The organism is Salmonella sp. A7 (genome assembly GCF_020181675.1).
In the GTDB taxonomy this organism is placed as follows: domain Bacteria; phylum Pseudomonadota; class Gammaproteobacteria; order Enterobacterales; family Enterobacteriaceae; genus Salmonella; species Salmonella enterica.
In genome coordinates this window covers 1,527,294-1,549,846 of sequence record NZ_CP084001.1, presented here as the reverse complement: position 1 = coordinate 1,549,846, position 22,553 = coordinate 1,527,294, and the positions used below count along the sequence as shown (strand labels likewise).

Annotated in this window: 23 protein-coding genes; 11 read left to right on the top strand and 12 right to left on the bottom strand. The window is 54.0% G+C overall.

The annotated features are described in order from the left end of the window. The first annotated feature begins 78 nt into the window (after window positions 1–78). Window positions 79–1,101 carry an SPI-2 type III secretion system effector deubiquitinase SseL gene (sseL, locus tag LCS67_RS07370; protein ID WP_001017717.1) on the top strand — a complete coding sequence of 341 codons (1,023 nt, stop codon included), beginning with the start codon at window positions 79–81 and terminating at the stop codon, window positions 1,099–1,101. A 233-nt stretch (window positions 1,102–1,334) separates the two neighbouring features. On the opposite strand, the gene LCS67_RS07365 is transcribed toward sseL, so the two are convergent. Together LCS67_RS07365 and LCS67_RS07360 are read right to left on the bottom strand one after the other, a co-directional pair. Beyond that, complete coding sequence (locus LCS67_RS07365; RefSeq protein ID WP_023207568.1) at window positions 1,335–2,531, bottom strand: nicotinamide mononucleotide deamidase-related protein YfaY; 1,197 nt, start codon at window positions 2,529–2,531, stop codon at window positions 1,335–1,337. A 114-nt stretch (window positions 2,532–2,645) separates the two neighbouring features. Then, on the bottom strand, window positions 2,646–3,188 hold the full coding sequence (locus LCS67_RS07360) for a YfaZ family outer membrane protein (protein WP_001562414.1): 543 nt from the start codon (window positions 3,186–3,188) through the stop codon (window positions 2,646–2,648). 278 nt (window positions 3,189–3,466) lie between these two features. Here LCS67_RS07360 and nudI point away from each other — a divergent pair, with 278 nt between their 5' ends. Beyond that, window positions 3,467–3,892 (top strand): nucleoside triphosphatase NudI, encoded by a 426-nt coding sequence (nudI, locus tag LCS67_RS07355; RefSeq protein ID WP_001249897.1) that lies wholly within the window; start codon window positions 3,467–3,469, stop codon window positions 3,890–3,892. A 45-nt stretch (window positions 3,893–3,937) separates the two neighbouring features. Here the strand turns inward: nudI and pmrG are convergent, their stop codons facing one another. Next, the gene (gene pmrG / locus LCS67_RS07350; RefSeq protein WP_000879260.1) at window positions 3,938–4,543 is read right to left on the bottom strand and encodes a lipopolysaccharide core heptose(II)-phosphate phosphatase PmrG; all 606 of its coding nucleotides are present in this window, start codon (window positions 4,541–4,543) and stop codon (window positions 3,938–3,940) included. A 298-nt stretch (window positions 4,544–4,841) separates the two neighbouring features. Here pmrG and arnB point away from each other — a divergent pair, with 298 nt between their 5' ends. Genes arnB through arnF form a run of 7 tightly spaced genes read left to right on the top strand, consistent with a single transcriptional unit; the run spans window position 4,842 to window position 12,194 of the window. Next, window positions 4,842–5,981 carry a UDP-4-amino-4-deoxy-L-arabinose aminotransferase gene (gene arnB / locus LCS67_RS07345; RefSeq protein WP_001279303.1) on the top strand — a complete coding sequence of 380 codons (1,140 nt, stop codon included), beginning with the start codon at window positions 4,842–4,844 and terminating at the stop codon, window positions 5,979–5,981. Window positions 5,982–5,983: 2 nt separating this feature from the next. After that, window positions 5,984–6,967: an undecaprenyl-phosphate 4-deoxy-4-formamido-L-arabinose transferase gene (arnC, locus tag LCS67_RS07340; protein ID WP_000458893.1), complete on the top strand. Its 984-nt coding sequence runs from the start codon at window positions 5,984–5,986 to the stop codon at window positions 6,965–6,967. Further along, window positions 6,964–8,946 (top strand): bifunctional UDP-4-amino-4-deoxy-L-arabinose formyltransferase/UDP-glucuronic acid oxidase ArnA, encoded by a 1,983-nt coding sequence (gene arnA, locus LCS67_RS07335; protein WP_000648762.1) that lies wholly within the window; start codon window positions 6,964–6,966, stop codon window positions 8,944–8,946. Before arnC ends, arnA begins: the two co-directional genes overlap by 4 nt. Beyond that, window positions 8,943–9,842, top strand: a complete 900-nt coding sequence (gene arnD / locus LCS67_RS07330; RefSeq protein WP_000169774.1) for a 4-deoxy-4-formamido-L-arabinose-phosphoundecaprenol deformylase — start codon at window positions 8,943–8,945, stop codon at window positions 9,840–9,842. Before arnA ends, arnD begins: the two co-directional genes overlap by 4 nt. Further along, entirely contained in the window at window positions 9,839–11,485 is a 1,647-nt protein-coding gene (gene arnT, locus LCS67_RS07325; RefSeq protein ID WP_031615743.1) for a lipid IV(A) 4-amino-4-deoxy-L-arabinosyltransferase, read from the top strand. The genes arnD and arnT overlap by 4 nt, the downstream gene beginning before the upstream one ends. Beyond that, window positions 11,482–11,817, top strand: coding sequence for a 4-amino-4-deoxy-L-arabinose-phosphoundecaprenol flippase subunit ArnE (gene arnE / locus LCS67_RS07320; protein ID WP_000580687.1), 336 nt, complete (start codon window positions 11,482–11,484; stop codon window positions 11,815–11,817). Before arnT ends, arnE begins: the two co-directional genes overlap by 4 nt. Next, a complete protein-coding gene (gene arnF / locus LCS67_RS07315) occupies window positions 11,817–12,194 on the top strand; it encodes a 4-amino-4-deoxy-L-arabinose-phosphoundecaprenol flippase subunit ArnF (protein ID WP_000538695.1) in 378 nt (125 codons plus the stop codon). Before arnE ends, arnF begins: the two co-directional genes overlap by 1 nt. Here arnF and pmrD read toward each other — a convergent pair. The 9 genes from pmrD to LCS67_RS07270 form a co-directional block, all read right to left on the bottom strand. Beyond that, entirely contained in the window at window positions 12,189–12,446 is a 258-nt protein-coding gene (gene pmrD, locus LCS67_RS07310) for a signal transduction protein PmrD (RefSeq protein WP_000455132.1), read from the bottom strand. The genes arnF and pmrD overlap by 6 nt on opposite strands. Before the next feature lie 97 nt (window positions 12,447–12,543). After that, window positions 12,544–13,911: an o-succinylbenzoate--CoA ligase gene (menE, locus tag LCS67_RS07305; protein ID WP_023214269.1), complete on the bottom strand. Its 1,368-nt coding sequence runs from the start codon at window positions 13,909–13,911 to the stop codon at window positions 12,544–12,546. Continuing rightward, window positions 13,908–14,870, bottom strand: coding sequence for an o-succinylbenzoate synthase (gene menC, locus LCS67_RS07300; protein ID WP_001255563.1), 963 nt, complete (start codon window positions 14,868–14,870; stop codon window positions 13,908–13,910). Before menC ends, menE begins: the two co-directional genes overlap by 4 nt. Then, entirely contained in the window at window positions 14,870–15,727 is an 858-nt protein-coding gene (gene menB, locus LCS67_RS07295) for a 1,4-dihydroxy-2-naphthoyl-CoA synthase (RefSeq protein WP_000640013.1), read from the bottom strand. Before menB ends, menC begins: the two co-directional genes overlap by 1 nt. A 14-nt stretch (window positions 15,728–15,741) precedes the next feature. Beyond that, window positions 15,742–16,500: a 2-succinyl-6-hydroxy-2,4-cyclohexadiene-1-carboxylate synthase gene (gene menH / locus LCS67_RS07290; protein ID WP_031569266.1), complete on the bottom strand. Its 759-nt coding sequence runs from the start codon at window positions 16,498–16,500 to the stop codon at window positions 15,742–15,744. After that, window positions 16,497–18,167, bottom strand: a complete 1,671-nt coding sequence (menD, locus tag LCS67_RS07285; RefSeq protein WP_000116384.1) for a 2-succinyl-5-enolpyruvyl-6-hydroxy-3-cyclohexene-1-carboxylic-acid synthase — start codon at window positions 18,165–18,167, stop codon at window positions 16,497–16,499. Before menD ends, menH begins: the two co-directional genes overlap by 4 nt. Window positions 18,168–18,252: 85 nt before the next feature. Next, window positions 18,253–19,548 carry an isochorismate synthase MenF gene (menF, locus tag LCS67_RS07280; protein WP_000555675.1) on the bottom strand — a complete coding sequence of 432 codons (1,296 nt, stop codon included), beginning with the start codon at window positions 19,546–19,548 and terminating at the stop codon, window positions 18,253–18,255. Between the two features lie 100 nt (window positions 19,549–19,648). Then, window positions 19,649–19,954 carry a stress response protein ElaB gene (elaB, locus tag LCS67_RS07275; protein WP_001612439.1) on the bottom strand — a complete coding sequence of 102 codons (306 nt, stop codon included), beginning with the start codon at window positions 19,952–19,954 and terminating at the stop codon, window positions 19,649–19,651. A gap of 54 nt (window positions 19,955–20,008) precedes the next feature. Then, window positions 20,009–20,470, bottom strand: a complete 462-nt coding sequence (locus LCS67_RS07270) for a GNAT family N-acetyltransferase (protein WP_000568155.1) — start codon at window positions 20,468–20,470, stop codon at window positions 20,009–20,011. Between the two features lie 60 nt (window positions 20,471–20,530). Here LCS67_RS07270 and rbn point away from each other — a divergent pair, with 60 nt between their 5' ends. Next, the gene (gene rbn / locus LCS67_RS07265; RefSeq protein WP_000419094.1) at window positions 20,531–21,448 is read left to right on the top strand and encodes a ribonuclease BN; all 918 of its coding nucleotides are present in this window, start codon (window positions 20,531–20,533) and stop codon (window positions 21,446–21,448) included. Window positions 21,449–21,513: 65 nt separating this feature from the next. After that, a complete protein-coding gene (locus tag LCS67_RS07260) occupies window positions 21,514–22,518 on the top strand; it encodes a chemotaxis protein (protein ID WP_000368564.1) in 1,005 nt (334 codons plus the stop codon). Window positions 22,519–22,553 lie beyond the last annotated feature (35 nt).

Sequence of the window (22,553 nt, the reverse complement as noted above, 5' to 3'; positions counted from 1 at the left end):
CACTAACAATAATATTTTTACAAATAATTATAAATTACATCATATTCGCTACTTTCACCTACCAGGAAACAGAGCAAAATGAATATATGTGTAAATTCACTTTACCGATTGAGCATACCGCAATTTCACAGCTTATATGCAGAAGAGGTGAGCGATGAGACGCTTGCGTTGTTGTTTAGCGCCGTAGAGAACGGTGATCAGAATTGTATTGATCTGGTATGCAATCTTGCGTTACGCAACGATGATCTGGGACATAGAGTTGAGAAATTTCTTTTTGATCTTTTTAGCGGAAAAAGATTGGGCTCACCAGATATAGATAAAAAAATCAATCAGGCTTGCCTTGTATTACATCAAATTGCCAATAACGATATAACAAAAAATAATACTGAGTGGAAAAAGCTACATGCCCCTTCCAGATTACTTTATATGGCCGGTTCCGCGACAACCGACCTTTCTAAAAAAATAGAAATAGCACATAAAATTATGGGCGACCAGTTCGCTCAGACAGATCAAGAACAGGTAGGAGTTGAAAATCTTTGGTGTGGTGCGCGAATGTTGTCGTCAGATGAGCTGGCAGCCGCAACGCAAAGTCTGGTTCAAGAATCACCTCTTCTCTCGGTAAACTATCCTATTGGGCTTATTCATCCTACCACCAAAGAAAATATATTACGCACTCAGCTACTTGAAAAGATGGCTCAATCAGGATTATCTGAAAATGAAGTCTTTCTGATAAATACAGGAGATCACTGGCTTATCTGTTTATTCTATAAACTTGCAGAAAAAGTAAAATGCCTTATATTTAATACTTATCATGATTTAAATGAAAATACTAAGCAAGAGATTATAGAAGCAGCAACAATTGCAGGCATATCAGAAAAAGAAGATATTGATTTTATTGAGACTAATTTACAAAATAATGTACCCAACGGCTGCGGTCTATTTTGTTACCATACAATTCAACTCTTATCGAATGCCGGGCAAAACGATCCTGCTACCACACTACGAGAATTTGCGGAAAATTTCTTAACGCTTTCAGTAGAGGAACAAACACTATTTAACACCCAAACCCGGCGACAAATATATGAATACAGTCTCCAGTAATGGTGAGTACTTAGAGCCTATCCCATTAGGCTATTTTATTCGCCATTTTGGGACCGGGCAGTGCTCAAAATCCTCACGTACTACGTGTACGCTCCGGTTTCTGCGCGCTGGCCGGCCCCAAACTGGCTTCAACAATTACGCCTGGTGGGATAGGCTCTTATTCTGAAATGAAGCTCTGCGAAAAATTTATAAGTATATAAGAGTGGGAAGGCCAGGCCTTCCCACTAAAAGTTCTATGCCGTCAATGATTCAACCACGTCTATCCAGCCATGCTCGCTGGTAATGTCCTCGCCATTAAGCCAGCGGCGCAGCATATTTAGCGCCATCATCGCACAGACCTCCTGACGTATTGCCAGACTATACCGATTGGCGCTAAAACGCACGCGTAAGGCATACGTGCCATCCGGCGTCGCCAGCGCGAAATTAAGATGTTCGTTTTCCAGCCCCGACACGGCCAGCGCCAGACCGGCATAATGATTGCTGCGCCGTTCTGTCGTCCAGTGCGCCGTTTGCGCCAGCGTCTCTTCCTGAGAAGGAACGACTTCGCTGGCAAGAACAGGCGCCCCGGCGCGGGAAAGCTGTAGCGCCAGTAAGCCGCTGGTATATTGCTCGCTCAACGTTAGACTCAACTGCCTTTCCTGCAGGCGGCGGGCTATTTGCGCTGGCAGGTTTTCCGTACCTTCAAAAATCAGATTCTGTCCGGCAACCCGTTTGACCTCTGGCCATAACGCCAGCATCGCCTCCCGTTGCGTCGCCGGGCCGGTCAACTTCAGTTCAATGATCGGCATTGATGAGCGATACCCCATCGTCACGCCGGGCGGCAACGGCAGTGCGTCGAGACGCTGCGCCAGGTCGCTTTCTGAACGTCCAAAAGTCGTTAACCGCAGGCAAAGCGGCGGCTCCGGCAGCGAAAAACGCGCGCGTAACCGCGGTAAGATTTCCTTCTCCACCATAACCTTAAATTCAGACGGTACGCCGGGGGTGAAAAACATCAGGCAGCGGTTGAGCTGTAGCGCAAATCCACAGGCAGTGCCGACCGGATTATTAATAAACTCCGCGCTGGCAGGCAGTTCCGCCTGTTTACGGTTGCTCGGCGCCATCACACGACCGCGCTGCTGAAAATAACGTTCCATTTCGGTCAGCCACGCCTGGTGCAGTACTAATCCTTCGCCTTTTGCCGTTGCCGCGGCGAGCGCGCTTAAATCATCGCTGGTCGGCCCTAACCCGCCATTAACAATCAAAACATCAGCATGTTGACTGCGTTCACGCAAGATAGCGACCAGACTGTCCAGGTTATCGCCTACCGTATTTCGCCGTGATAACGGAACGCCCTGATGAAAGAAAAAATCAGCCAGCCAGGCGGCATTGGTGTCAACGATTTGTCCGTGCAACACCTCATCCCCGGTGGATAGCATTTCCACATTTAGCATTGTGTTCTCCTGCTCTTATGATGAAAACACTATAACGCAAAGACGAATATGACGTGGAAAGAAGAATGACGGGAAAAGGAGGAATATGGCGCGACGATTGCCGCGCCGTTAGCATCAAAAGCTGGCGTTTACGCCAACATAAGGGCCGTCAGCAATCGCATTATCGCGGTTGCCGTCTTTACCCGCCAGGTTCAGGTAACGATAACCGGCTTCAATGCTCAGCGGGCGCATAATGGTGAAACGCGCGCCTGCATTCGCTTCTTCATAACTTTCGATACCGCTGGACAGCGAATCTGGTGAATAATAATACTCGCCGAACAGACGGAAGCTGTCGCCGATTTTCCATTGTAACCCACCGCCGACAGCCGCCGCATAGCCTTCATCACTGTCTTTCGGATTGGTATAAATACCTTTACCGCCGACCGTCGCCAGCAGCGGTCCCACCGGAATGTTCAGCCCCAGACCAACGCCCGCAGCATCGCCATCATCATCGTTGTGCATCCAGTTACCGCTTAGCGCCAGTCCCGTCGATTCCGTACCAAAACCCACGCCAATGTTGGTGTAATCTTCGCCCGCCTGGCCGCTAATACTGATAGCCTGCGCCGATGCAGAAACGAACAGCATTCCGGCAAAACCTAATAATATGCTTTTTTTCATTTTTACCCTTTCCAGCAAGCACATAAAGAAAAACTCCCCAAAACGGCAGAATTGTACTGCCAGACGCTGAGGAATCAATGCACTAAGAAACCATTCCAAAAACATATTGTAACGAAATACTACTTTCGCCATGACGCATCATTGCGCCATCACATGGCGACGCCTGCATCAACAAAATTAACCAAAAACGCAGTCTGCGTTATCGCTTCCATTTTTCACAAAGAATTTCGCAGAATGATTTGTTAAGCTGATGTCCTGGTGGTTTAAGGAAGCGACTTATGCGTCAACGAACTATAGTTTGCCCATTAATTCAAAATGATGGCTGTTATCTGCTGTGCAAAATGGCCGACAACCGCGGCGTCTTTCCCGGTCAGTGGGCGCTGTCGGGCGGTGGGGTCGAGCCAGGCGAACACATTGAAGAGGCGCTGCGTCGGGAGGTTCGGGAAGAACTCGGCGAACAACTGATTCTGAGCGATATTACGCCGTGGACCTTCCGCGACGATATCCGTGTTAAAACGTACGCTGATGGCAGACAAGAAGAAATTTATATGATTTATCTCATCTTCGACTGTGTTTCCGCTAATCGCGATATATGTATTAACGACGAATTTCAGGACTACGCCTGGGTCAAGCCAGAAGAACTGGCGCTGTATGATTTGAATGTAGCGACACGCCACACATTAGCATTGAAAGGGTTATTATAATGACGACAGCCGCTTCAGGCTGTCTTTACGCTTTTAACATGCCGGCTAGCCGGGAACAAATTCACCATCTAAAAAGAGTTTTCCGTTTTCCGCATGCATAACGAGCGCATCAAGATAGTCCGGATCAAACTTTACGCCGCGCTTATTTTTTGCAATATACGTCAAACAATGATTATGGGTAAAAATGACTATATTTTTATTCTGCGACTTTTTCAGTAACGTATTGATTGAAGCATAAATACCGCTGCCGCAATCCATCATTTTTTTATCCACCGTAAGCGACCTGCCCGCAGAAAACCAGGTTGCCGACTGGATGGTGCGCACCGTATTACTGGAATAGAGATTGTAATTTTGTATATCGGCACTGAAGGCTTTACCCAGCGCTCTGGCGTCTTGCGCACCGTTGACCGTAATCCCCGTGCTGTCTGACAGGCAGGTATTATCGGAACGATCGCACCGCTCGGCATGGCGGAATAACACGACTACCGGATGCTGCTTCGCCAGCGCCGCCAGCGCTTTACCGTTAATCTGCGGTAGACCGTTACCACTCCAGGCATGTTGTGAGATCAACCCGGCGATAATAACCAACGCCCCCGCCAGAGTCGCGCGATAGCGTTTGTTTTTAATAAAGCGTAGGGTAAATGCCAGCACATTAACCTCTCAGGCAAACAGTGCAGCTAACTTAATAGCAATACGATTAAAATGAAATCCCGCGACGGAAGACCAGACCAGAAACATAAAAACAGCTTTTGGGCATGCATAAAATGCCTTAAACTTTCGGCGAAATCAAAGCATAATTCCGTTAAAAATTATCTTTTTACTTCACCTTAATTTCTTAATGTTAATTTAATATTCATCCAGTAGGGTTCAGTTAAATGCGTTAAAAAATAAGCCCTTTTCTATTGCCGAAATATTTGAAAAGCGGCTTTCAATGGCTGAAGGAAAAATGATGTCGGACTTTTTGCCTTTCTCTCGTCCGGCGATGGGCGCGGAAGAGCTCGCTGCCGTTAAGACCGTACTGGATTCAGGTTGGATAACAACCGGCCCGAAAAATCAGGAACTGGAAGCGGAATTTTGTCGGCTAACAGGCAATCAATATGCCGTTGCCGTCAGTTCAGCCACTGCCGGTATGCACATCGCGTTGATGGCGCTGGGCATTGGTGAAGGCGACGAGGTCATTACACCGTCAATGACGTGGGTTTCTACGCTAAATATGATCGTTTTACTCGGCGCGAACCCCGTCATGGTCGATGTCGATCGCGATACGCTGATGGTCACGCCTGAACATATTGAAGCCGCGATTACGCCACAAACCAAAGCAATTATCCCCGTCCACTACGCTGGCGCGCCCGCCGATCTGGACGCTATTTACGCTCTTGGCGAGCGTTATGGCATTCCGGTGATTGAAGACGCGGCGCACGCGACAGGAACCAGCTACAAAGGTCGCCACATTGGCGCCCGGGGCACCGCGATTTTCTCCTTCCACGCCATTAAGAACATTACCTGCGCTGAAGGCGGTATCGTCGTCACGGATAACCCGCAATTCGCCGATAAACTGCGCAGTCTCAAGTTTCACGGGCTTGGCGTTGATGCCTGGGATCGACAGAGCGGAGGACGCGCGCCACAAGCGGAAGTCCTGGCGCCGGGCTACAAATATAATTTGCCCGACCTCAACGCCGCTATCGCGCTTGCCCAGTTACAGAAACTGGATGCGCTTAACGCTCGCCGCGCCGCCATCGCAGCGCAGTACCACCAGGCAATGGCAGACCTGCCTTTTCAGCCTCTGAGCCTTCCGTCGTGGGAACATATTCACGCCTGGCATTTATTCATTATCCGGGTCGATGAAGCCCGCGGCGGTATTACCCGGGATGCTCTGATGGCATTGCTGAAAGCGAAAGGCATCGGCACAGGGCTGCATTTCCGCGCCGCGCATACGCAAAAATATTATCGCGAACGTTTCCCAACGCTCACGCTGCCTGACACCGAGTGGAACAGCGAGCGGATCTGCTCACTGCCGCTCTTCCCGGACATGACCGAGAGTGACTTTGATCGGGTCATTACCGCCCTTCATCAGATAGCAGGACAATAAGCATGTTTGACGCCGCCCCCATAAAAAAAGTCTCGGTGGTTATTCCTGTCTATAACGAACAGGAAAGCCTGCCGGAATTGATAAGACGCACCACCACCGCCTGCGAGAGTCTGGGCAAAGCGTGGGAGATTTTATTGATAGATGATGGTAGCAGCGATAGCTCGGCGGAGCTGATGGTTAAGGCGTCCCAGGAGGCCGATAGCCATATCATCTCTATTTTACTCAACCGTAACTACGGTCAACATGCAGCGATTATGGCGGGGTTTAGCCATGTAAGCGGCGATCTTATCATTACGCTGGATGCCGATCTGCAAAACCCGCCGGAAGAGATCCCGCGCCTGGTGGCGAAAGCCGATGAAGGGTTCGATGTGGTAGGCACCGTGCGACAGAACCGACAGGACAGCCTGTTTCGCAAATCGGCGTCAAAAATCATTAATCTGCTGATTCAGCGCACAACGGGCAAAGCGATGGGCGATTACGGCTGCATGTTACGCGCCTATCGCCGCCCTATTATCGATACTATGTTGCGCTGCCATGAACGCAGCACCTTTATCCCTATTCTGGCCAACATTTTCGCTCGTCGGGCTACCGAGATCCCGGTGCATCACGCTGAACGTGAATTTGGCGACTCTAAATACAGTTTTATGCGTCTCATTAACCTGATGTATGACCTGGTGACCTGCCTGACGACGACGCCGCTGCGCCTGTTGAGCCTGCTGGGCAGCGTTATCGCCATCGGCGGGTTTAGCCTGTCGGTATTGCTTATTGTACTTCGCCTGGCGCTGGGACCGCAGTGGGCCGCGGAAGGCGTATTTATGCTCTTTGCCGTCCTGTTTACCTTCATCGGCGCGCAATTCATCGGTATGGGACTGCTGGGCGAATACATCGGTCGCATTTATAACGATGTCCGCGCCCGCCCCCGCTATTTTGTTCAACAAGTTATCTACCCGGAAAGCACGCCGTTTACTGAGGAAAGTCACCAATGAAAGCCGTTATTTTTGCCTATCACGATATGGGATGTCAGGGTGTGCAGGCCGTACTGGATGCCGGATATGAGATTGCCGCGATTTTCACTCATGCCGATAATCCTGCGGAAAACACCTTTTTTGGCTCCGTCTCCCGGCTGGCGGCAGAATTAGGTATTCCGGTTTATGCGCCGGATAACGTAAATCATCCTATCTGGGTCGACCGCATCGCTGAACTTGCGCCGGATATTATTTTTTCGTTCTATTACCGTAACCTGTTAAGCGAAGAAATTCTGCACCTCGCCCCGGCTGGCGCGTTCAATCTGCACGGTTCTCTATTGCCTGCCTATCGTGGCCGTGCGCCGCTAAACTGGGTTCTGGTTAACGGCGAAAGCGAAACGGGCGTAACGCTGCATCGTATGGTCAAACGTGCCGACGCCGGAGAGATTGTCGCCAGTCAACGCGTTGCTATTGCGCAGGACGATGTTGCGCTTACCCTGCATCATAAGCTATGTCAGGCCGCGCGCCAGTTGCTTAATAGCATCCTGCCCACCATGAAATGCGGCGATATACCTTCTGTTCCCCAGCGTGAGTCTGACGCTACATATTATGGTCGCCGCAGGCCGGAAGATGGCCTTATCGACTGGCACAAACCGGTTTCCACGGTGCATAACCTGGTGCGGGCGGTAGCCGCCCCCTGGCCCGGCGCGTTCAGCTATAACGGCTCGCAAAAATTCACTATCTGGTCTTCCCGAATTTGTCCGGATGCGCAGGGCGCGCTTCCCGGCTCGGTAATTTCGGTCTCTCCGCTGCGGGTCGCCTGCGCCGATGGCGCGCTGGAGATTATTACCGGCCAGGCCGGAGACGGTATTACTGTACAGGGCTCGCAGCTTGCACAGACGCTTGGTCTGGTGGCGGGCGCGCGTTTGAACCGTCCACCAGCGACCAGCGGTAAACGTCGCATTCGCGTTCTCATCCTCGGCGTCAACGGTTTTATCGGCAATCATTTGACCGAACGGTTACTGAATGAAGAGAATTACGAGGTCTACGGTATGGATATCGGCAGCAACGCCATTAGCCGATTCCTGCTCCACCCTCGCTTTCATTTCGTGGAGGGAGATATCAGCATCCACTCAGAATGGATCGAATATCATGTCAAAAAATGCGATGTCGTACTGCCGCTGGTAGCGATTGCTACCCCGATTGAATACACCCGCAACCCGCTGCGCGTCTTTGAACTTGATTTTGAAGAAAACCTGCGGATTATCCGTTATTGCGTGAAATACCGTAAACGCGTGGTTTTCCCGTCTACCTCTGAAGTGTACGGCATGTGTACGGACGCCTCTTTTGACGAGGACAAATCGAATCTGATCGTCGGGCCGGTGAATAAGCCACGCTGGATTTACTCCGTTTCCAAACAGCTTCTCGATCGGGTGATTTGGGCTTATGGCGAAAAAGAGGGATTGCGCTTCACGCTTTTCCGTCCCTTTAACTGGATGGGGCCGCGGCTGGATAGCCTGAACGCGGCGCGTATCGGCAGTTCACGCGCGATAACGCAGTTGATTCTGAACCTGGTAGAAGGGACGCCGATAAAGCTTATCGACGGCGGTCAGCAGAAGCGCTGTTTCACCGATATTCGCGATGGGATCGAAGCATTATTCCGCATTATTGTGAATGATGGCGATCGGTGCGATGGCAAAATCATTAATATCGGCAACCCTGACAACGAAGCCAGTATTCAGGAACTGGCGACGCTGTTGCTCGACAGTTTTGATAAGCATCCGCTGCGCTGCCATTTCCCACCGTTTGCCGGTTTCCAGGTCGTCGAAAGCCGTAGTTATTACGGCAAGGGTTATCAGGATGTCGCACACCGGAAACCCAGTATCGACAATGCCAGGCGCTGTCTGGACTGGGAACCGTCTATTGCGATGCGGGATACGGTTGAAGAAACGCTGGACTTCTTTTTGCGCAGCGTCGATATCGCGGAACGCGCATCATGACGAAAGTCGGTTTACGCATTGATGTTGATACCTTGCGAGGAACGCGTGAAGGTGTTCCCCGGCTGCTGGAGACATTGCATCGCCACGGCGTTCAGGCCAGCTTTTTCTTCAGCGTCGGGCCGGACAATATGGGACGTCATCTTTGGCGTCTGATAAAACCGCGATTTTTATGGAAAATGCTACGTTCAAACGCCGCCTCGCTCTACGGCTGGGATATCCTGCTGGCCGGTACCGCCTGGCCGGGAAAAAATATCGGCAACGCCAATGCCGGGATTATTCGTGAAACGGCAACATACCATGAGACGGGACTACACGCCTGGGATCACCATGCGTGGCAGACTCACAGCGACCACTGGAGTATCCGCCAGCTTGAAGAAGATATTGCGCGCGGCATAACGGCGCTTGAGGCCATTATCGGAAAACCCGTCACCTGCTCAGCCGCGGCCGGCTGGCGAGCGGATGGGCGCGTTGTTCGTGCGAAAGAGCCGTTCAACCTGCGGTATAACAGCGATTGCCGTGGAACCACCTTATTCCGTCCGCTACTGATGCCGGGCCAGACAGGGACGCCGCAAATCCCGGTCACCTTACCCACGTGGGATGAGGTTATCGGCCCCGCGGTTCAGGCGCAGTCGTTCAATACCTGGATTATTTCCCGTATGTTGCAGGACAAAGGCACGCCGGTATATACCATCCATGCGGAAGTCGAAGGTATTGTCTATCAGACGCTGTTTGAAGATTTGCTCGTTCGTGCACGTGACGCGGGGATCACCTTTTGTCCTCTGGGCGAACTGCTGCCGACATCGCCTGAGTCTCTGCCGTTGGGGCAAATTGTACGTGGACACATCCCTGGCCGTGAAGGTTGGCTGGGGTGCCAACAGGCAGCGAGCGCCTCATGATGAAATCGATACGCTATTATCTGGCTTTCGCCGCATTTATCGCGCTCTACTATGTTATTCCTGTCAATAGCCGCCTGCTCTGGCAGCCGGATGAAACGCGCTATGCCGAAATAAGTCGGGAGATGCTGGCGTCTGGCGACTGGATCGTGCCGCATTTTCTGGGATTACGTTATTTTGAAAAACCGATAGCCGGTTACTGGATAAACAGTCTGGGTCAGTGGCTTTTTGGCGCTACCAATTTTGGCGTGCGGGCTGGCGCTATTTTGACGACATTACTGGCCGCAGCGCTGGTGGCGTGGCTGACGTTCCGCTTATGGCGGGATAAACGTACCGCGTTGCTCGCCTCCGTGATCTTTCTCTCCCTCTTTGCCGTTTACAGTATCGGGACGTATGCGGTACTCGACCCGATGATCGCGCTTTGGCTTACGGCCGGGATGTGTTGTTTCTGGCAGGGGATGCAGGCCACGACCCGAACGGGCAAGATTGGGATGTTTTTGCTACTGGGCGCAACCTGCGGTCTGGGTGTATTAACTAAAGGGTTCCTCGCCCTGGCCGTACCGGTGGTGAGCGTGCTGCCGTGGGTTATTGTTCAGAAACGCTGGAAGGACTTTTTGCTATACGGCTGGCTGGCGGTCTTGAGCTGCTTTGTGGTTGTCCTTCCCTGGGCGATCGCCATTGCGCAACGCGAAGCCGATTTCTGGCATTACTTTTTCTGGGTGGAGCATATCCAGCGATTCGCCATGAGCGATGCCCAGCATAAAGCCCCTTTCTGGTACTATCTGCCGGTACTGCTCGCGGGAAGTTTACCGTGGCTGGGATTACTGCCTGGCGCGCTTAAACTGGGCTGGCGCGAGCGAAACGGCGCATTCTATTTGCTTGGATGGACGATCATGCCGCTTCTCTTTTTCAGCATTGCGAAAGGGAAACTGCCCACCTATGTTCTTTCCTGTTTCGCACCGATAGCGATACTCATGGCGCGCTTCGTCCTGCATAACGTAAAAGAAGGCGTCGCCGCGCTACGTGTCAACGGCGGGATCAACCTGGTGTTCGGGTTAGTCGGGATCGTCGCAGCGTTTGTCGTCTCCTCATGGGGCCCGCTGAAATCGCCGGTGTGGACGCATATCGAAACCTATAAAGTTTTTTGCGTCTGGGGCGTCTTTACTGTTTGGGCGTTTGTGGGCTGGTATAGCCTCTGTCATAGCCAAAAATACCTATTACCCGCGTTTTGTCCGCTGGGACTGGCGCTGCTGTTCGGCTTTTCCGTCCCCGACAGGGTGATGGAGTCCAAACAGCCACAGTTTTTTGTCGAAATGACCCAGGCGCCTTTGGCATCAAGCCGCTATATTCTTGTCGACAACGTGGGCGTCGCCGCCGGGCTGGCCTGGAGTCTGAAACGAGACGATATTATGCTCTACGGACACGCGGGCGAACTCAGGTATGGTCTTAGCTATCCTGATGTGCAGGATAAATTCGTTAAAGCCGACGATTTTAACGCCTGGCTCAACCAGCATCGTCAGGAGGGCATTATTACGCTAGTACTTTCAATAGCCAAAGATGAAGACATCAGCGCTCTTTCCCTCCCCCCTGCGGACAATATTGATTATCAGGGGCGTCTGGTGTTAATTCAGTATCGGCCTAAATGATCGGCGTCGTTCTGGTGCTTGCCAGTCTGCTCAGCGTTGGCGGTCAGCTCTGCCAGAAGCAAGCGACACGGCCATTGACGACAGGCGGACGCCGCCGCCACCTGATGCTGTGGCTGGGCCTGGCGCTGATATGCATGGGTGCAGCGATGGTGCTGTGGCTGCTGGTGCTACAAACCCTGCCGGTGGGGATTGCTTACCCGATGTTGAGTCTGAATTTTGTCTGGGTCACGTTGGCGGCATGGAAAATCTGGCATGAACAGGTTCCGCCCCGCCACTGGTTTGGCGTCGCATTGATTATCAGCGGCATTATCATTCTGGGGAGTGCGGCATAATGGGCGTAATGTGGGGACTGATAAGCGTTGCGATTGCCTCCCTCGCCCAGTTGAGTTTAGGATTCGCCATGATGCGGCTGCCATCGATAGCGCATCCACTGGCGTTTATTTCCGGACTGGGCGCATTTAATGCCGCGACCCTGGCGCTATTCGCCGGTTTGTCGGGGTATCTGGTTTCCGTCTTCTGCTGGCATAAAACATTACACACGCTCGCGCTCAGCAAAGCCTATGCGCTGCTGAGTCTCAGTTATGTGCTTGTCTGGGTAGCCTCAATGCTGTTACCCGGTTTGCAAGGCGCTTTCAGCCTAAAAGCGATGCTCGGCGTATTGTGTATTATGGCGGGGGTAATGCTGATTTTTCTGCCCGCCAGATCATGAAGGCTTGCGCGTCAACCGCTGCCATTCGTCGCAGGAATAACAGCGTGCATCAACGATTTTTAAGGTCTGGTGTTTTTCCCGATTAATACAATACTGCGCATCCTGTAAAGGCGACAGGATATCGCCGGGACTCAGTAATATCATGGAATTCGCCTCGGCGATCATTTTTAGCGAACCGCCGCTATCGCACAGCACCAGAACATGGCACGCCCTCTTTTTGACATAATGCGATTTCTTAACCAACCATTCCATAGCGCCCCCGTTTCACGCTGATTGTTCATAACACGTTACACATCAACGGATAAACAAAACGGCAATAGCGATGGAATGGTTGTATATTAACCTAACATTAATTTTTACAGTTCTCACACACCCACTGCTGGAGCGCACGGCGAGATATTTTAATCCCTCCGTTTTTCAGTTCTGACGGCAGCGTCAACCAGCGAACCGGCTGTTGAAAACGCGCCAGCTTATCACGGACCCATTCAGCGAGGTTCACGTCTCCGGCCTGCGATGCATACTCCACAACCGCAACGGGACGATGACCAAACTCTTTATCTTCTACCGGCACGACGAAGGCTTGTTGCACCAGCGGATGCGCGTTAATAACGCGTTCGACTTCCTCCGGCTGAATGCCTTCGCCGCCGCTAAAGAACAGGTTGTCCAGCCGCCCGGCGATGGTTAGCCTGCCGTGGTTCAACTCGCCGCGATCGCGCGTGGCAAACCAGCCCTCGTCATTAACCAGCGGGATCAGTTTGCCATCACGCCAGTAACCTTCCGCCATACTGGCGGCGCGCAGCCAGACTTCATTATCGACGATTCTGATCTCTCTGCCGGGGAGCGGCGCGCCAACATCATCCGAACCATCGGCCTCTTTGGCGCATACCGTAGACGCGAACTCCGTGAGCCCATACCCGCACCAGCAACGAATCCCTTGTTTGCTGGCCTGGTCGGTGAGTTCAACCGGAATCACCGCGCCGCCGAGCAAAACGGCTTTCAGCGTCACCGCCGCCCGATTCGCCAGCAACCGCCATAGCTGCGTCGGCACCAGCGAAGCATGAGTACACCCTGCCAGCATCTGCTCCAGCGGTTGCTTATCGCGTACCGTCATGCGCGCCCCGGCGAAGAGCCAACGCCACATAATACCCTGCCCGGATACATGAAACAGCGGCAGCGATAGCAGCCAGTCATCCTGAGGGCCAAACGGCATTAGCGAAAGCACCCCCTGCGCGCTGGCAAGATGCGCCTGGCACGTATGTACAGCCGCTTTTGGCAATCCTGTGGAACCCGATGTCAGCGTCATAGAAACCAGACGCTGCGGTTGCCAGGCCACGGCATACGCCGCTGTGCTCTTTTGTATCTGCAACGCGGTTAACCCGGAAAATACGTTTTCGCCTTCCAGTGTCAGCGCAAAACGCAGCGTTAACTCCGGTAACAGCGCCTCCAGCAACGTCTGGGGCAACTGCGGGTTGACGGGCAGAATCCGCGCACCGCACTGCATCAGCGCAAGCCATGCCAACAGAGTGCGCGGCTGATTCCCGGCGCGCAGCAGGACACCGTCGCCCTCCCGTACGCCCTGCGCGGCAAACCCATCCGCCAGCGCATCAATACGCTCACAGAGGGCGCGCCAGCTTAGCACTTCATCGTTCAGGCGCAGAGCGGGCGCCTGACTGCGAACCTGACGCCAGTGGCGCCACGGCCAGTCCGTGAATGTCATAACAGTCGTTCCAGCTCATCACGCTTCAGACAAGGCAACGCGCTACCGGGCCAGGGGCGAACCTGTTGCGCCTGCATCAGATGTAAGGTATCCAGTCCAGGCAGCGTTCCCGGCGTCAACCAGGCGGCAATCCGCGCCAGTTGCGTCAGGCCGAGGCTGGACTCGATCGAAGAGCTGATGACCGCCGTCAGTCCCAACGCATGGGCGGCGGCGACTTGCTCACGCACTTTATCAAGCGATCCGGTCAGCGTAGGTTTGATAACCACAGCCCTGACGCCCTCTTCGGCTTCAAAGGTGAAATCCGCTTCGCGCAGACTTTCGTCCCAGGCAATCGCGATGCCGGTTTCACGGGCAAAGGCGCGGGAATCATCCCGCGTCTTACACGGTTCTTCGAGAAAGGCGATACGAGCGCGGTAGTCCGGATTAACATACTTTGCGAACTGTTGGGCTTTTAGCGGCGTCCAGGCGCGATTCGCATCCAGACGCAGATGCAGATCCGGGATCGCCTCCAGCAGCAAATTAACCACCATGCCGTCACGTACCGCTTCATAGAGACCCACTTTGACCTTAGCGATTTTCTCACCGGGCATATCGGCAAGCCGCAGCACCAAGTCGTCAGGATCGCCAGTGCATAACGGCGCAGCGCGATAGTCCGCCGCCTCCGGCAAGACGCCAGTCAGTTCCGCCAGCGCGCAGCTTGCGCCAAACGCGACCGAAGGCATCTCCGGTAATCCCTCGCTCCCCTGAAGCCAGTCGTTCACCCATGTCAGGAGCGCCGTCTGCGCCTCTTCCCACGTTTCCTGACTGAAGCCCGGCAGCGGAGAGATCTCTCCCCACCCTTCACGCTCGCCGTCACGCAGACAAACATACAGCCCGTCGCGAGTTTTTAACCGCCTGTCGCGCAGAACCACCCCCGCGTCCATGGGGATCTGCCAGCGGTATACCTGCGCGCTACGCATTATGGGTTCCGTTTGAATTTGCTGAAGTCAGGCTGACGCTTCTGGTTAAAGGCGTTACGGCCTTCCTGCCCTTCTTCGGTCATGTAGAACAGCATGGTAGCGTTGCCCGCCAGCTCCTGCAGCCCGGCCTGACCGTCACAATCGGCATTCAGCGCGGCTTTCAGGCAACGCAGCGCCATCGGACTGTTTTGCAACATTTCGCGGCACCAGCGCACGGTCTCTTTTTCCAGATCCGCCAGCGGAACCACAGTGTTAACCAGCCCCATGTCCAGCGCCTGTTGCGCATCGTACTGGCGGCACAGGAACCAGATTTCACGCGCTTTCTTCTGACCAACGATACGCGCCATATACGAAGCGCCCCAGCCGCCGTCAAAGGAGCCGACTTTCGGACCGGTCTGGCCGAAGATGGCGTTTTCCGCCGCGATGGTCAGGTCACACATCATATGCAGCACATGTCCACCGCCGATGGAATACCCCGCGACCATCGCGACAACCGGTTTTGGACAGGTGCGAATCTGGCGCTGGAAATCCAGCACGTTCAGGTGATGCACGCCGGAGTCATCCTGATAACCGCCGTAATCGCCGCGCACCTTCTGGTCGCCGCCCGCGCAAAATGCTTTATCGCCTTCGCCGGTCAGAATAATCACGCCCACGTTGTCGTCGTAGCGGGCATCCGCCAGCGCCTGAATCATCTCTTTGACGGTCAACGGACGAAATGCATTGCGCACCTGCGGACGATTAATGGTGATTTTTGCAATACCGTCGGTGGATTTTTCATAACGAATGTCGGTGTAACCCTCCGAACAGTCGTGCCATTCTACCGGTGCGTAAAGCATTGTTTCATCAGGATAGATCATAGTGTGTCCTTTAGTCAGAGACGCAGAATCTGAGCCAGACTGTCTACCACGCCAGCGGGGTTTTCCCGATGCGCGTTGTGTCCGGCGTTACGAATAACATGGCATGTCGCCGCCACTTCCTGCGCCAGGGCGCGGAATTTGCTGTCGCGTTCGCCACATAAATAATAAAACGGAAATGCCAGCGCGTTGAGCGCCTCGCGTAAATCCGGCTGGGCGGCAAGCGATGTCGCCTCCAGCATCGCAGCCAGCGTTTCGCCGTTATTCTGGCTACGCAGCGCCGTCAACGCCTGCCTTTGCTGCGCCGTCAGCGAGGCGAACACCGGCTGCTGATACCAGTCGTGAAAAACCTCAGTCAGGGGTTCACGACGAAAACGCTCTGCCCAGCGCCCGTCGGACAATCGTCTTTCAGCGCGCGCCTGTTCATTTTGCAGCCCCGGATGACCGCCTTCGACCACCAGGCCGCACAGGCCTGGTATTCCCTGGCAGGCTGCCATCATCGCCACCCGGCCTCCAAGAGAGTATCCCACCAACCAGAACTTTAGTATGTTGTAACTAATTAACGTAACGCGCAGTAATCTGATGACATCGGCAAATCCACCGACCGGAATAGCCGCAGATCCGCCATGTCCCGGTAAGTCAATATAGAGCCGCGAACAGCCGTGAAACTGTTCGCCAACCGGCTGCCATTCACGGCAATCGCCAGAAAAACCGTGCAGGAAAACCAGCGAGGGCGCCCCAGGCTGTCCGGGCATGTGCTGCGCGTGCAACATCATAGATGGCTTACCTGAGCCAAAAGCTGCTGCAACGTCTGCGCGCCGTCCGTATCGTTTACCACCAGCTCAATCACCGTCGTCGCCGGGGTTCGCCACGCGCCAGCCAGCGCAGACTCCAGTTCTTCCCAGTTTTCCGGGCGATGATAGCGCAGGTTAAACATGGCGGCCGCATGGTCAAAATGGACGTTTTGCGGCATCAAATAAAAGCGCTCACGCTTGCTTTGCGGCGTAGGCAGCAGGGAAAAGATCTGCCCGCCGTTATTGTTGACCACAATCAACACAAACGGCGCGGATACCTGACGTAGTAACGCCAGCGCGTTAAGATCGTACAGCGCGGATAAATCGCCGACGATAGCCAGCGTCGATTTGGCGCTGGCGCGCTGTACGCCCGCCGCTGTGGAAAGCAGGCCGTCAATGCCGCTCGCCCCGCGATTGCTGTATACCGGATAGCCAGCCGGCAACTGCGACAGCGCGTCGATCAGACGCACCACCAGACTATTGCCCACGAACAATTGCCCCTGCTCCGGCAGATAGTCGCGGATACGGTGCGCCAGCTGCGCTTCGCCAAAGGTGTCTCGCTGCGCGACCACCCGTTGCCACGCCAGTTCCGCCAGACGCGGGATCTCTACACACCACGGTTTACGTTTTTCCGCCGGATGCATCTCCAGCCAGTCGGCGATTTTCGCTACCAGTCTGCGTCCACGATGGTGCGCCGGGTCCAGACGACCTTCAATATTGTCGATTACCCAGTACTCTTCCGGCTCGCAGGTTGCCTGCCATTGCAGTAAGCGTTTTCCGGTAAGGCTACTGCCAAGCTGGACGACAATCTGCGCCTGCTGCAGTTCGGTCACCGCTTTGGCGTTGCCGAGCCACAGGTCGGCGCACGGCAGCGGCTGCCCGGTTTGCGACAATACGTCGCCAATTAATGGCCATCCCAGAGTTTGCGCCCACTGCGCCACTTTTTTGCCTTCTTCCGCGCTCATACGCCCGGCGACGACGACGCCGCGTTTTTGTCGCCAGAAGAACCAGTCGCGCTGTTTGTCGCTTGCCAGTCGACGCGCTTCGCGCAGCCAGGGTTTTTCATCCTGCCACCAGTCGCCGAGACGCTGCTGCCAGACCAGGCCGGTGTCATTCATATCGCCATACAGCGGTTCGGCAAAAGGACAGTTAATGTGCAGCGCGCCCGCATGAAGCATGGCGAGCGCATTATCGATGGTCGACACCAGCCAGCGCGCCGGAATATCCTGCGTGGGACGCGGCAACGACAGAGTTTGGGAGGGGTGCGAGGCAAACATCCCCGCCTGACGGATCGCCTGGTTGGCGCCGCAGTCAATCAGCTCCGGCGGGCGATCGGCGGTAAGTAAAATGAGCTTCTCGCCCGTCAGCCCCGCCTCAATCAACGCCGGATAGAGGTTCGCCACGGCGGTACCTGAAGTGACAATAACGGCAACCGGCTGTTGGCTGACTTTCGCCAGCCCTAACGCCAGATGACCAAGCCCACGCTCATCAAAGTGCGTATGGTGGATAAAAGCAGGATTCTCTGCCGCCGCCAACGTGAGCGGCGTGGAACGGGAACCAGGGGCGATACAAACATGCCTGACGCCATGACGGGTTAAGGCTTCCAGGATGACCGCCGCCCAGCGCCGGTTAAATGCACTTACTGACATGAGTTTGTCCGGTATCAATCATTGGGACTAAGTATAAAGAGCTGCAAAAATGGATTATTGATATGGGTCGGGAATATGTGACTCATTACACATCCATCTGCAATAAGGTACGTAACCCGGCCGCTTTATTATCTATTTCCTGCCATTCCTGTTCCGGATCGGAGCCGCGGACGATTCCCGCGCCGGCATACAATCGCACCACATTGGCCGTCACTTTGGCTGAACGTAACGTCACGCAAAACTCACTTTGCCGCGTGGAGAGATAGCCTGCCGACCCGGCATACCATTCACGTTCGAACGGCTCATGTTGTTCTATAAAACAACGCGCGGGTTCACGAGGGATCCCCGCGACCGCTGCGGTAGGCTGTAACTGGTGCAGGCAGAGCGTGTCGTCCGCCTGATTAAGCGCCGTCCAGATACAGCGGCGCAAATGCTGTACCTTGCGCAGTCTGAGCACCTGCGGCGGCAGCACATCCAGCGAGTGGGTGCAGTTTTGCAGTCGCTGGCAGATGTCTTCGACAACCAGCATATTTTCTCGCTGGTTTTTATCGTCTTTCATTAACCATTCGCCAAGCTGCCAGGCTTTATGGTTATCCGGATGGTTCGCCACCGTCCCGGCCAGAGCTTCGGTACGTAGCGCCGTTTCACGCCGCCGCCAGAGCCGCTCCGGCGATGATCCCAGAAAGGCGGTATCGGCGGAAAAGGCCATAAAAAAGTGGTAGCAGTTGAGATTTAAACGACGACTGGACGCCATCATCGCGGCGGCATTGACCGGACGGGAGAATTGTAAGTCGGTGGCCCGCGCCAGCACAACTTTATCAAACGCCTCTTGCGCAATGGTGTGGGTGGCCTGCTGAATCAGCTTCACCCAACCGTCTTTGTCCGGCCAGTGCTGCTCGCTCGTGAGCGAAAGGCGCAGCGCCGGAACAGGCTTAATACCGACCAGAGAAGCGAGAAACGCTTTCGCCTGGCGCGCATCATCGCGTAGCGAAACGTCACTGTGCAGATGTAAGCGTAAGGTCGCCGTACCACCGCTACGTCGCCACTCCAGCCGCGGCAGCAATAAGTAGCCCTCTTTCGGCTCGAACGCATTCAGCCCCCAAATACGCAGGTCAGGCTGCGCGTGCTGACGTAAAAACCGTTGCGCCAGATCGAGCGATGAAAAGACGGTGATTGCCCCGAGAACGGCAGCTTCTTCGTCGCCATTGCGCTGTTGCCAGTAGAATTGCGGAAAGGATGACTGGCTGGCCAGCCAGCTCAATGCATCGAAGGCATCGTTTAAAGGGAAAGGCGCATCGAAAACGCAAAGCCCTGGCGTCGCCGGTATCTCTTGCGATAGCTGACGCGTCAGATTTTCCAGCGCAGTAGTAATAGAATGCACGCGGACCCTCCCTGTTAAAAACCCCACATTATACGGGGTACTGCCCTAAAAAAGCAGTACCTCATTTAGGGAGGGTTGCAATTCTGTTCAGTGGGGGGATTTAGCGCCGCGCCAGCAGCAGTCCAAGTACCAGTCCTACCGCCGCGCCTACGCCAATACCCTGCCAGGGTTTTTCATGAACGTAGTCATCCGCTTTATAAACGGCCTGCTTTGCCCGGTAATAATAGCTATCCGACGCATGGCTTACGCGGCTTTTCACCTCTTCCAGCGCTTGTTCCGCGCGGGCTTTCAGCTCAATGTATTTTTGATCGGCGGGATCGCCTGAGGAACGTAAAACCTCTTCCAGCGTTTCGCTGAGCAAAGTCAGATCATCATCAACACGTGATTCACCAAATTGATATGACATTCTCATTCTCCGTTGTGTTAACACCTGCTCCTAACTATAGTCAACGGTTTCGGCTTATGCCTGATGAACCTCCCGCGCCATTCCCCGGTGCGGAATGCCATCTTCGTCATAAACATCGGTGACCGGAATAAAACCAAACCGCGCGTAAAAAGGTTGCAGATGCGCCTGCGCCCCCAGATATAGCGGCTTATCCGGCCAGTGCCGCCCACAAGATTCCAGCGTTTTCGCCATTAATTGCTGGCCCAGTTTCGCCCCTCGCCAGGCATCGCTGACGATCACCCGGCCAATAACAACCGGGTCTGATTCGTTATCGCTTTTCAGAATCCTCGCATACGCCACCAGCTCATCCTGATGCCAGCCCAGAATATGCCGATTGTCGCCGACTAAATCATCGCCATCCACATCCAGGTAAGGACAGCGCTGTTCTACCACAAAGACCGCGCAGCGCAATTTGAGTAACGCGTAAAGTTGAGGAACGGTAAGTTCGCTATGGTGGAGATCCTGCCAGTCAATCATGATGCGCTCCTGTGTTGTGGTAATCTTGGGTTAAACGATAACCAAACGTGTATGGACAAGATGGAATTAATTTTTTTAGGTACGTCCGCAGGCGTTCCCACGCGCTCACGCAATGTAACGGCAATTTTATTACATCTGCAACATCCAACGCAGCCGGGAGTATGGCTTTTTGATTGCGGCGAAGGGACACAGCATCAAATGCTTAATACCGCGTTTCATCCCGGTAAGCTTGAGCGCATTTTTATCAGCCATCTTCACGGAGATCATCTGTTTGGCCTGCCGGGTCTGCTATGCAGCCGGTCGATGGCGGGGAATCCCCATCCGCTAACCGTATACGGGCCTCAAGGCGTGCGTGAGTTTATTGCAACCACACTGCGCCTTAGCGGTTCATGGACCGATTTTCCGTTGCAAATTGAAGAAATTAGCGCAGGCGATATTCTTGACGACGGTCTGCGTAAAGTGACCGCGTTCAGGCTGGAGCATCCACTGGAGTGCTACGGATATCGCGTTGTTGAACATGACAAGCCTGGCGCGCTGAATGCCAGGGCGTTAAAAGCCGCAGGCGTTACGCCCGGCCCGCTGTTTCAGGCGTTGAAGGCAGGAAAAACCGTCACGCTTGCCGATGGAAGGCAGATCAATGGCGCCGACTACCTTGCTCCCGCCGTGGCCGGGAAATCAGTGGCGATTTTCGGCGATACCGCGCCCTGCGAGGCCGCCCTCGCGCTGGCGCAAGGCGTGGATGTGATGGTACATGAAACCACGCTGGATGCGTCAATGGAGGAGAAAGCCAACGCTCGCGGACACAGCTCCACCCGTCAAACCGCGACGCTGGCGCGGGAAGCTGACGTCGGTCGGCTGATCATGACCCATATTAGCTCACGCTATGACGATAAAGGCTGTCAGCGCTTACTGGCGGAATGCCGCGCTATTTTCCCGGCGACGGAGCTGGCTTACGATTTTTCTGTTTTCCCGGTTTAGCGCTCCATTTTTTGTCCTCATTGCCGATAACACTAAAAAAGGCAGGCTTTCATAATGAGGTGAGGATGGACAATTTTCAGAAAGATATTGATGACAGGGCCAATTTAACCCTGTCAAACCGTTTTGAGCTGCTGTTATTCCGTCTTGGTACATCGCTGCATGAACAGAAGTCAGAGCTGTTCGGCATCAATGTATTTAAGCTGCGCGAAATCGTACCGATGCCCGCCTTTACGCGCCCGGCAGGCATGAAAGCGCCGCTATTGGGCATGGTCAATATTCGGGATCAGGTCATTCCGGTGATTGATTTGCCAGCGGTAGCGGGCTGCAAGCCGGAAACCGGGCTGAATATTTTGCTGATCACCGAATATGCGCGCAGCGTACAGGCATTTGCCGTCGAGTCGGTGGAAAATATTATGCGTCTTGACTGGCAACAGGTGCATACCGCCGAGAAAGCCGTCAACGGTCGCTACATCACCAGTATTGCCTGCCTGGATGACAACAAAGAAACCAACAACCTGGCGCTGGTGCTCGACGTTGAGCAGATCCTTTATGATATTGTCCCCTCCAGCCACGATCTGCGCGCCACCAATCTAAAGACCAATAAATTTTATATTACCCCAGGCGCGGTAGCCATTGTGGCGGAAGACTCCAAAGTCGCCCGCGCGATGCTGGAAAAAGGGCTGAACGCAATGGGAATTCCGCATCAGATGCATGTGACCGGCAAGGATGCATGGGAGAGAATCCAGCAACTGGCGCAGGAAGCGGAGGCCGAAGGTAAGCCAATTAGCGAGAAAATCGCGCTGGTCCTGACAGATCTTGAGATGCCGGAGATGGATGGCTTTACGTTAACGCGTAAAATTAAAACCGATGAACGGCTGAAAAAGATCCCGGTCGTTATTCACTCTTCCCTTTCCGGCAGCGCCAACGAAGATCATGTGCGTAAGGTGAAGGCCGACGGCTACGTCGCCAAATTTGAAATCAATGAACTCTCTTCAGTGATACAGGAAGTGATGGAGCGCGCGGCGCAAAACGTCAGCGGCCCGTTGGTAAGCCGGCAGTTGCTAAGTTAAATTCCGGTCGCTGAGACCTTACCTGCCGGATGGCG

Coding starts and splice junctions, on each gene's coding strand:
- rbn (WP_000419094.1), top strand. CDS start 20,531: ATGGAATTAATTTTTTTAGGTACGTCCGCAGGCGTTCCCACGCGCTCA.
- menH (WP_031569266.1), bottom strand. CDS start 16,500: ATGATGTTGCACGCGCAGCACATGCCCGGACAGCCTGGGGCGCCCTCG.
- menD (WP_000116384.1), bottom strand. CDS start 18,167: ATGTCAGTAAGTGCATTTAACCGGCGCTGGGCGGCGGTCATCCTGGAA.
- menE (WP_023214269.1), bottom strand. CDS start 13,911: ATGACATTCACGGACTGGCCGTGGCGCCACTGGCGTCAGGTTCGCAGT.
- arnA (WP_000648762.1), top strand. CDS start 6,964: ATGAAAGCCGTTATTTTTGCCTATCACGATATGGGATGTCAGGGTGTG.
- arnB (WP_001279303.1), top strand. CDS start 4,842: ATGTCGGACTTTTTGCCTTTCTCTCGTCCGGCGATGGGCGCGGAAGAG.
- arnT (WP_031615743.1), top strand. CDS start 9,839: ATGATGAAATCGATACGCTATTATCTGGCTTTCGCCGCATTTATCGCG.
- LCS67_RS07260 (WP_000368564.1), top strand. CDS start 21,514: ATGGACAATTTTCAGAAAGATATTGATGACAGGGCCAATTTAACCCTG.
- LCS67_RS07270 (WP_000568155.1), bottom strand. CDS start 20,470: ATGATTGACTGGCAGGATCTCCACCATAGCGAACTTACCGTTCCTCAA.
- elaB (WP_001612439.1), bottom strand. CDS start 19,954: ATGTCATATCAATTTGGTGAATCACGTGTTGATGATGATCTGACTTTG.
- sseL (WP_001017717.1), top strand. CDS start 79: ATGAATATATGTGTAAATTCACTTTACCGATTGAGCATACCGCAATTT.
- LCS67_RS07365 (WP_023207568.1), bottom strand. CDS start 2,531: ATGCTAAATGTGGAAATGCTATCCACCGGGGATGAGGTGTTGCACGGA.
- arnE (WP_000580687.1), top strand. CDS start 11,482: ATGATCGGCGTCGTTCTGGTGCTTGCCAGTCTGCTCAGCGTTGGCGGT.
- arnC (WP_000458893.1), top strand. CDS start 5,984: ATGTTTGACGCCGCCCCCATAAAAAAAGTCTCGGTGGTTATTCCTGTC.
- menB (WP_000640013.1), bottom strand. CDS start 15,727: ATGATCTATCCTGATGAAACAATGCTTTACGCACCGGTAGAATGGCAC.
- pmrD (WP_000455132.1), bottom strand. CDS start 12,446: ATGGAATGGTTGGTTAAGAAATCGCATTATGTCAAAAAGAGGGCGTGC.
- menC (WP_001255563.1), bottom strand. CDS start 14,870: ATGCGTAGCGCGCAGGTATACCGCTGGCAGATCCCCATGGACGCGGGG.
- arnF (WP_000538695.1), top strand. CDS start 11,817: ATGGGCGTAATGTGGGGACTGATAAGCGTTGCGATTGCCTCCCTCGCC.
- arnD (WP_000169774.1), top strand. CDS start 8,943: ATGACGAAAGTCGGTTTACGCATTGATGTTGATACCTTGCGAGGAACG.
- nudI (WP_001249897.1), top strand. CDS start 3,467: ATGCGTCAACGAACTATAGTTTGCCCATTAATTCAAAATGATGGCTGT.
- LCS67_RS07360 (WP_001562414.1), bottom strand. CDS start 3,188: ATGAAAAAAAGCATATTATTAGGTTTTGCCGGAATGCTGTTCGTTTCT.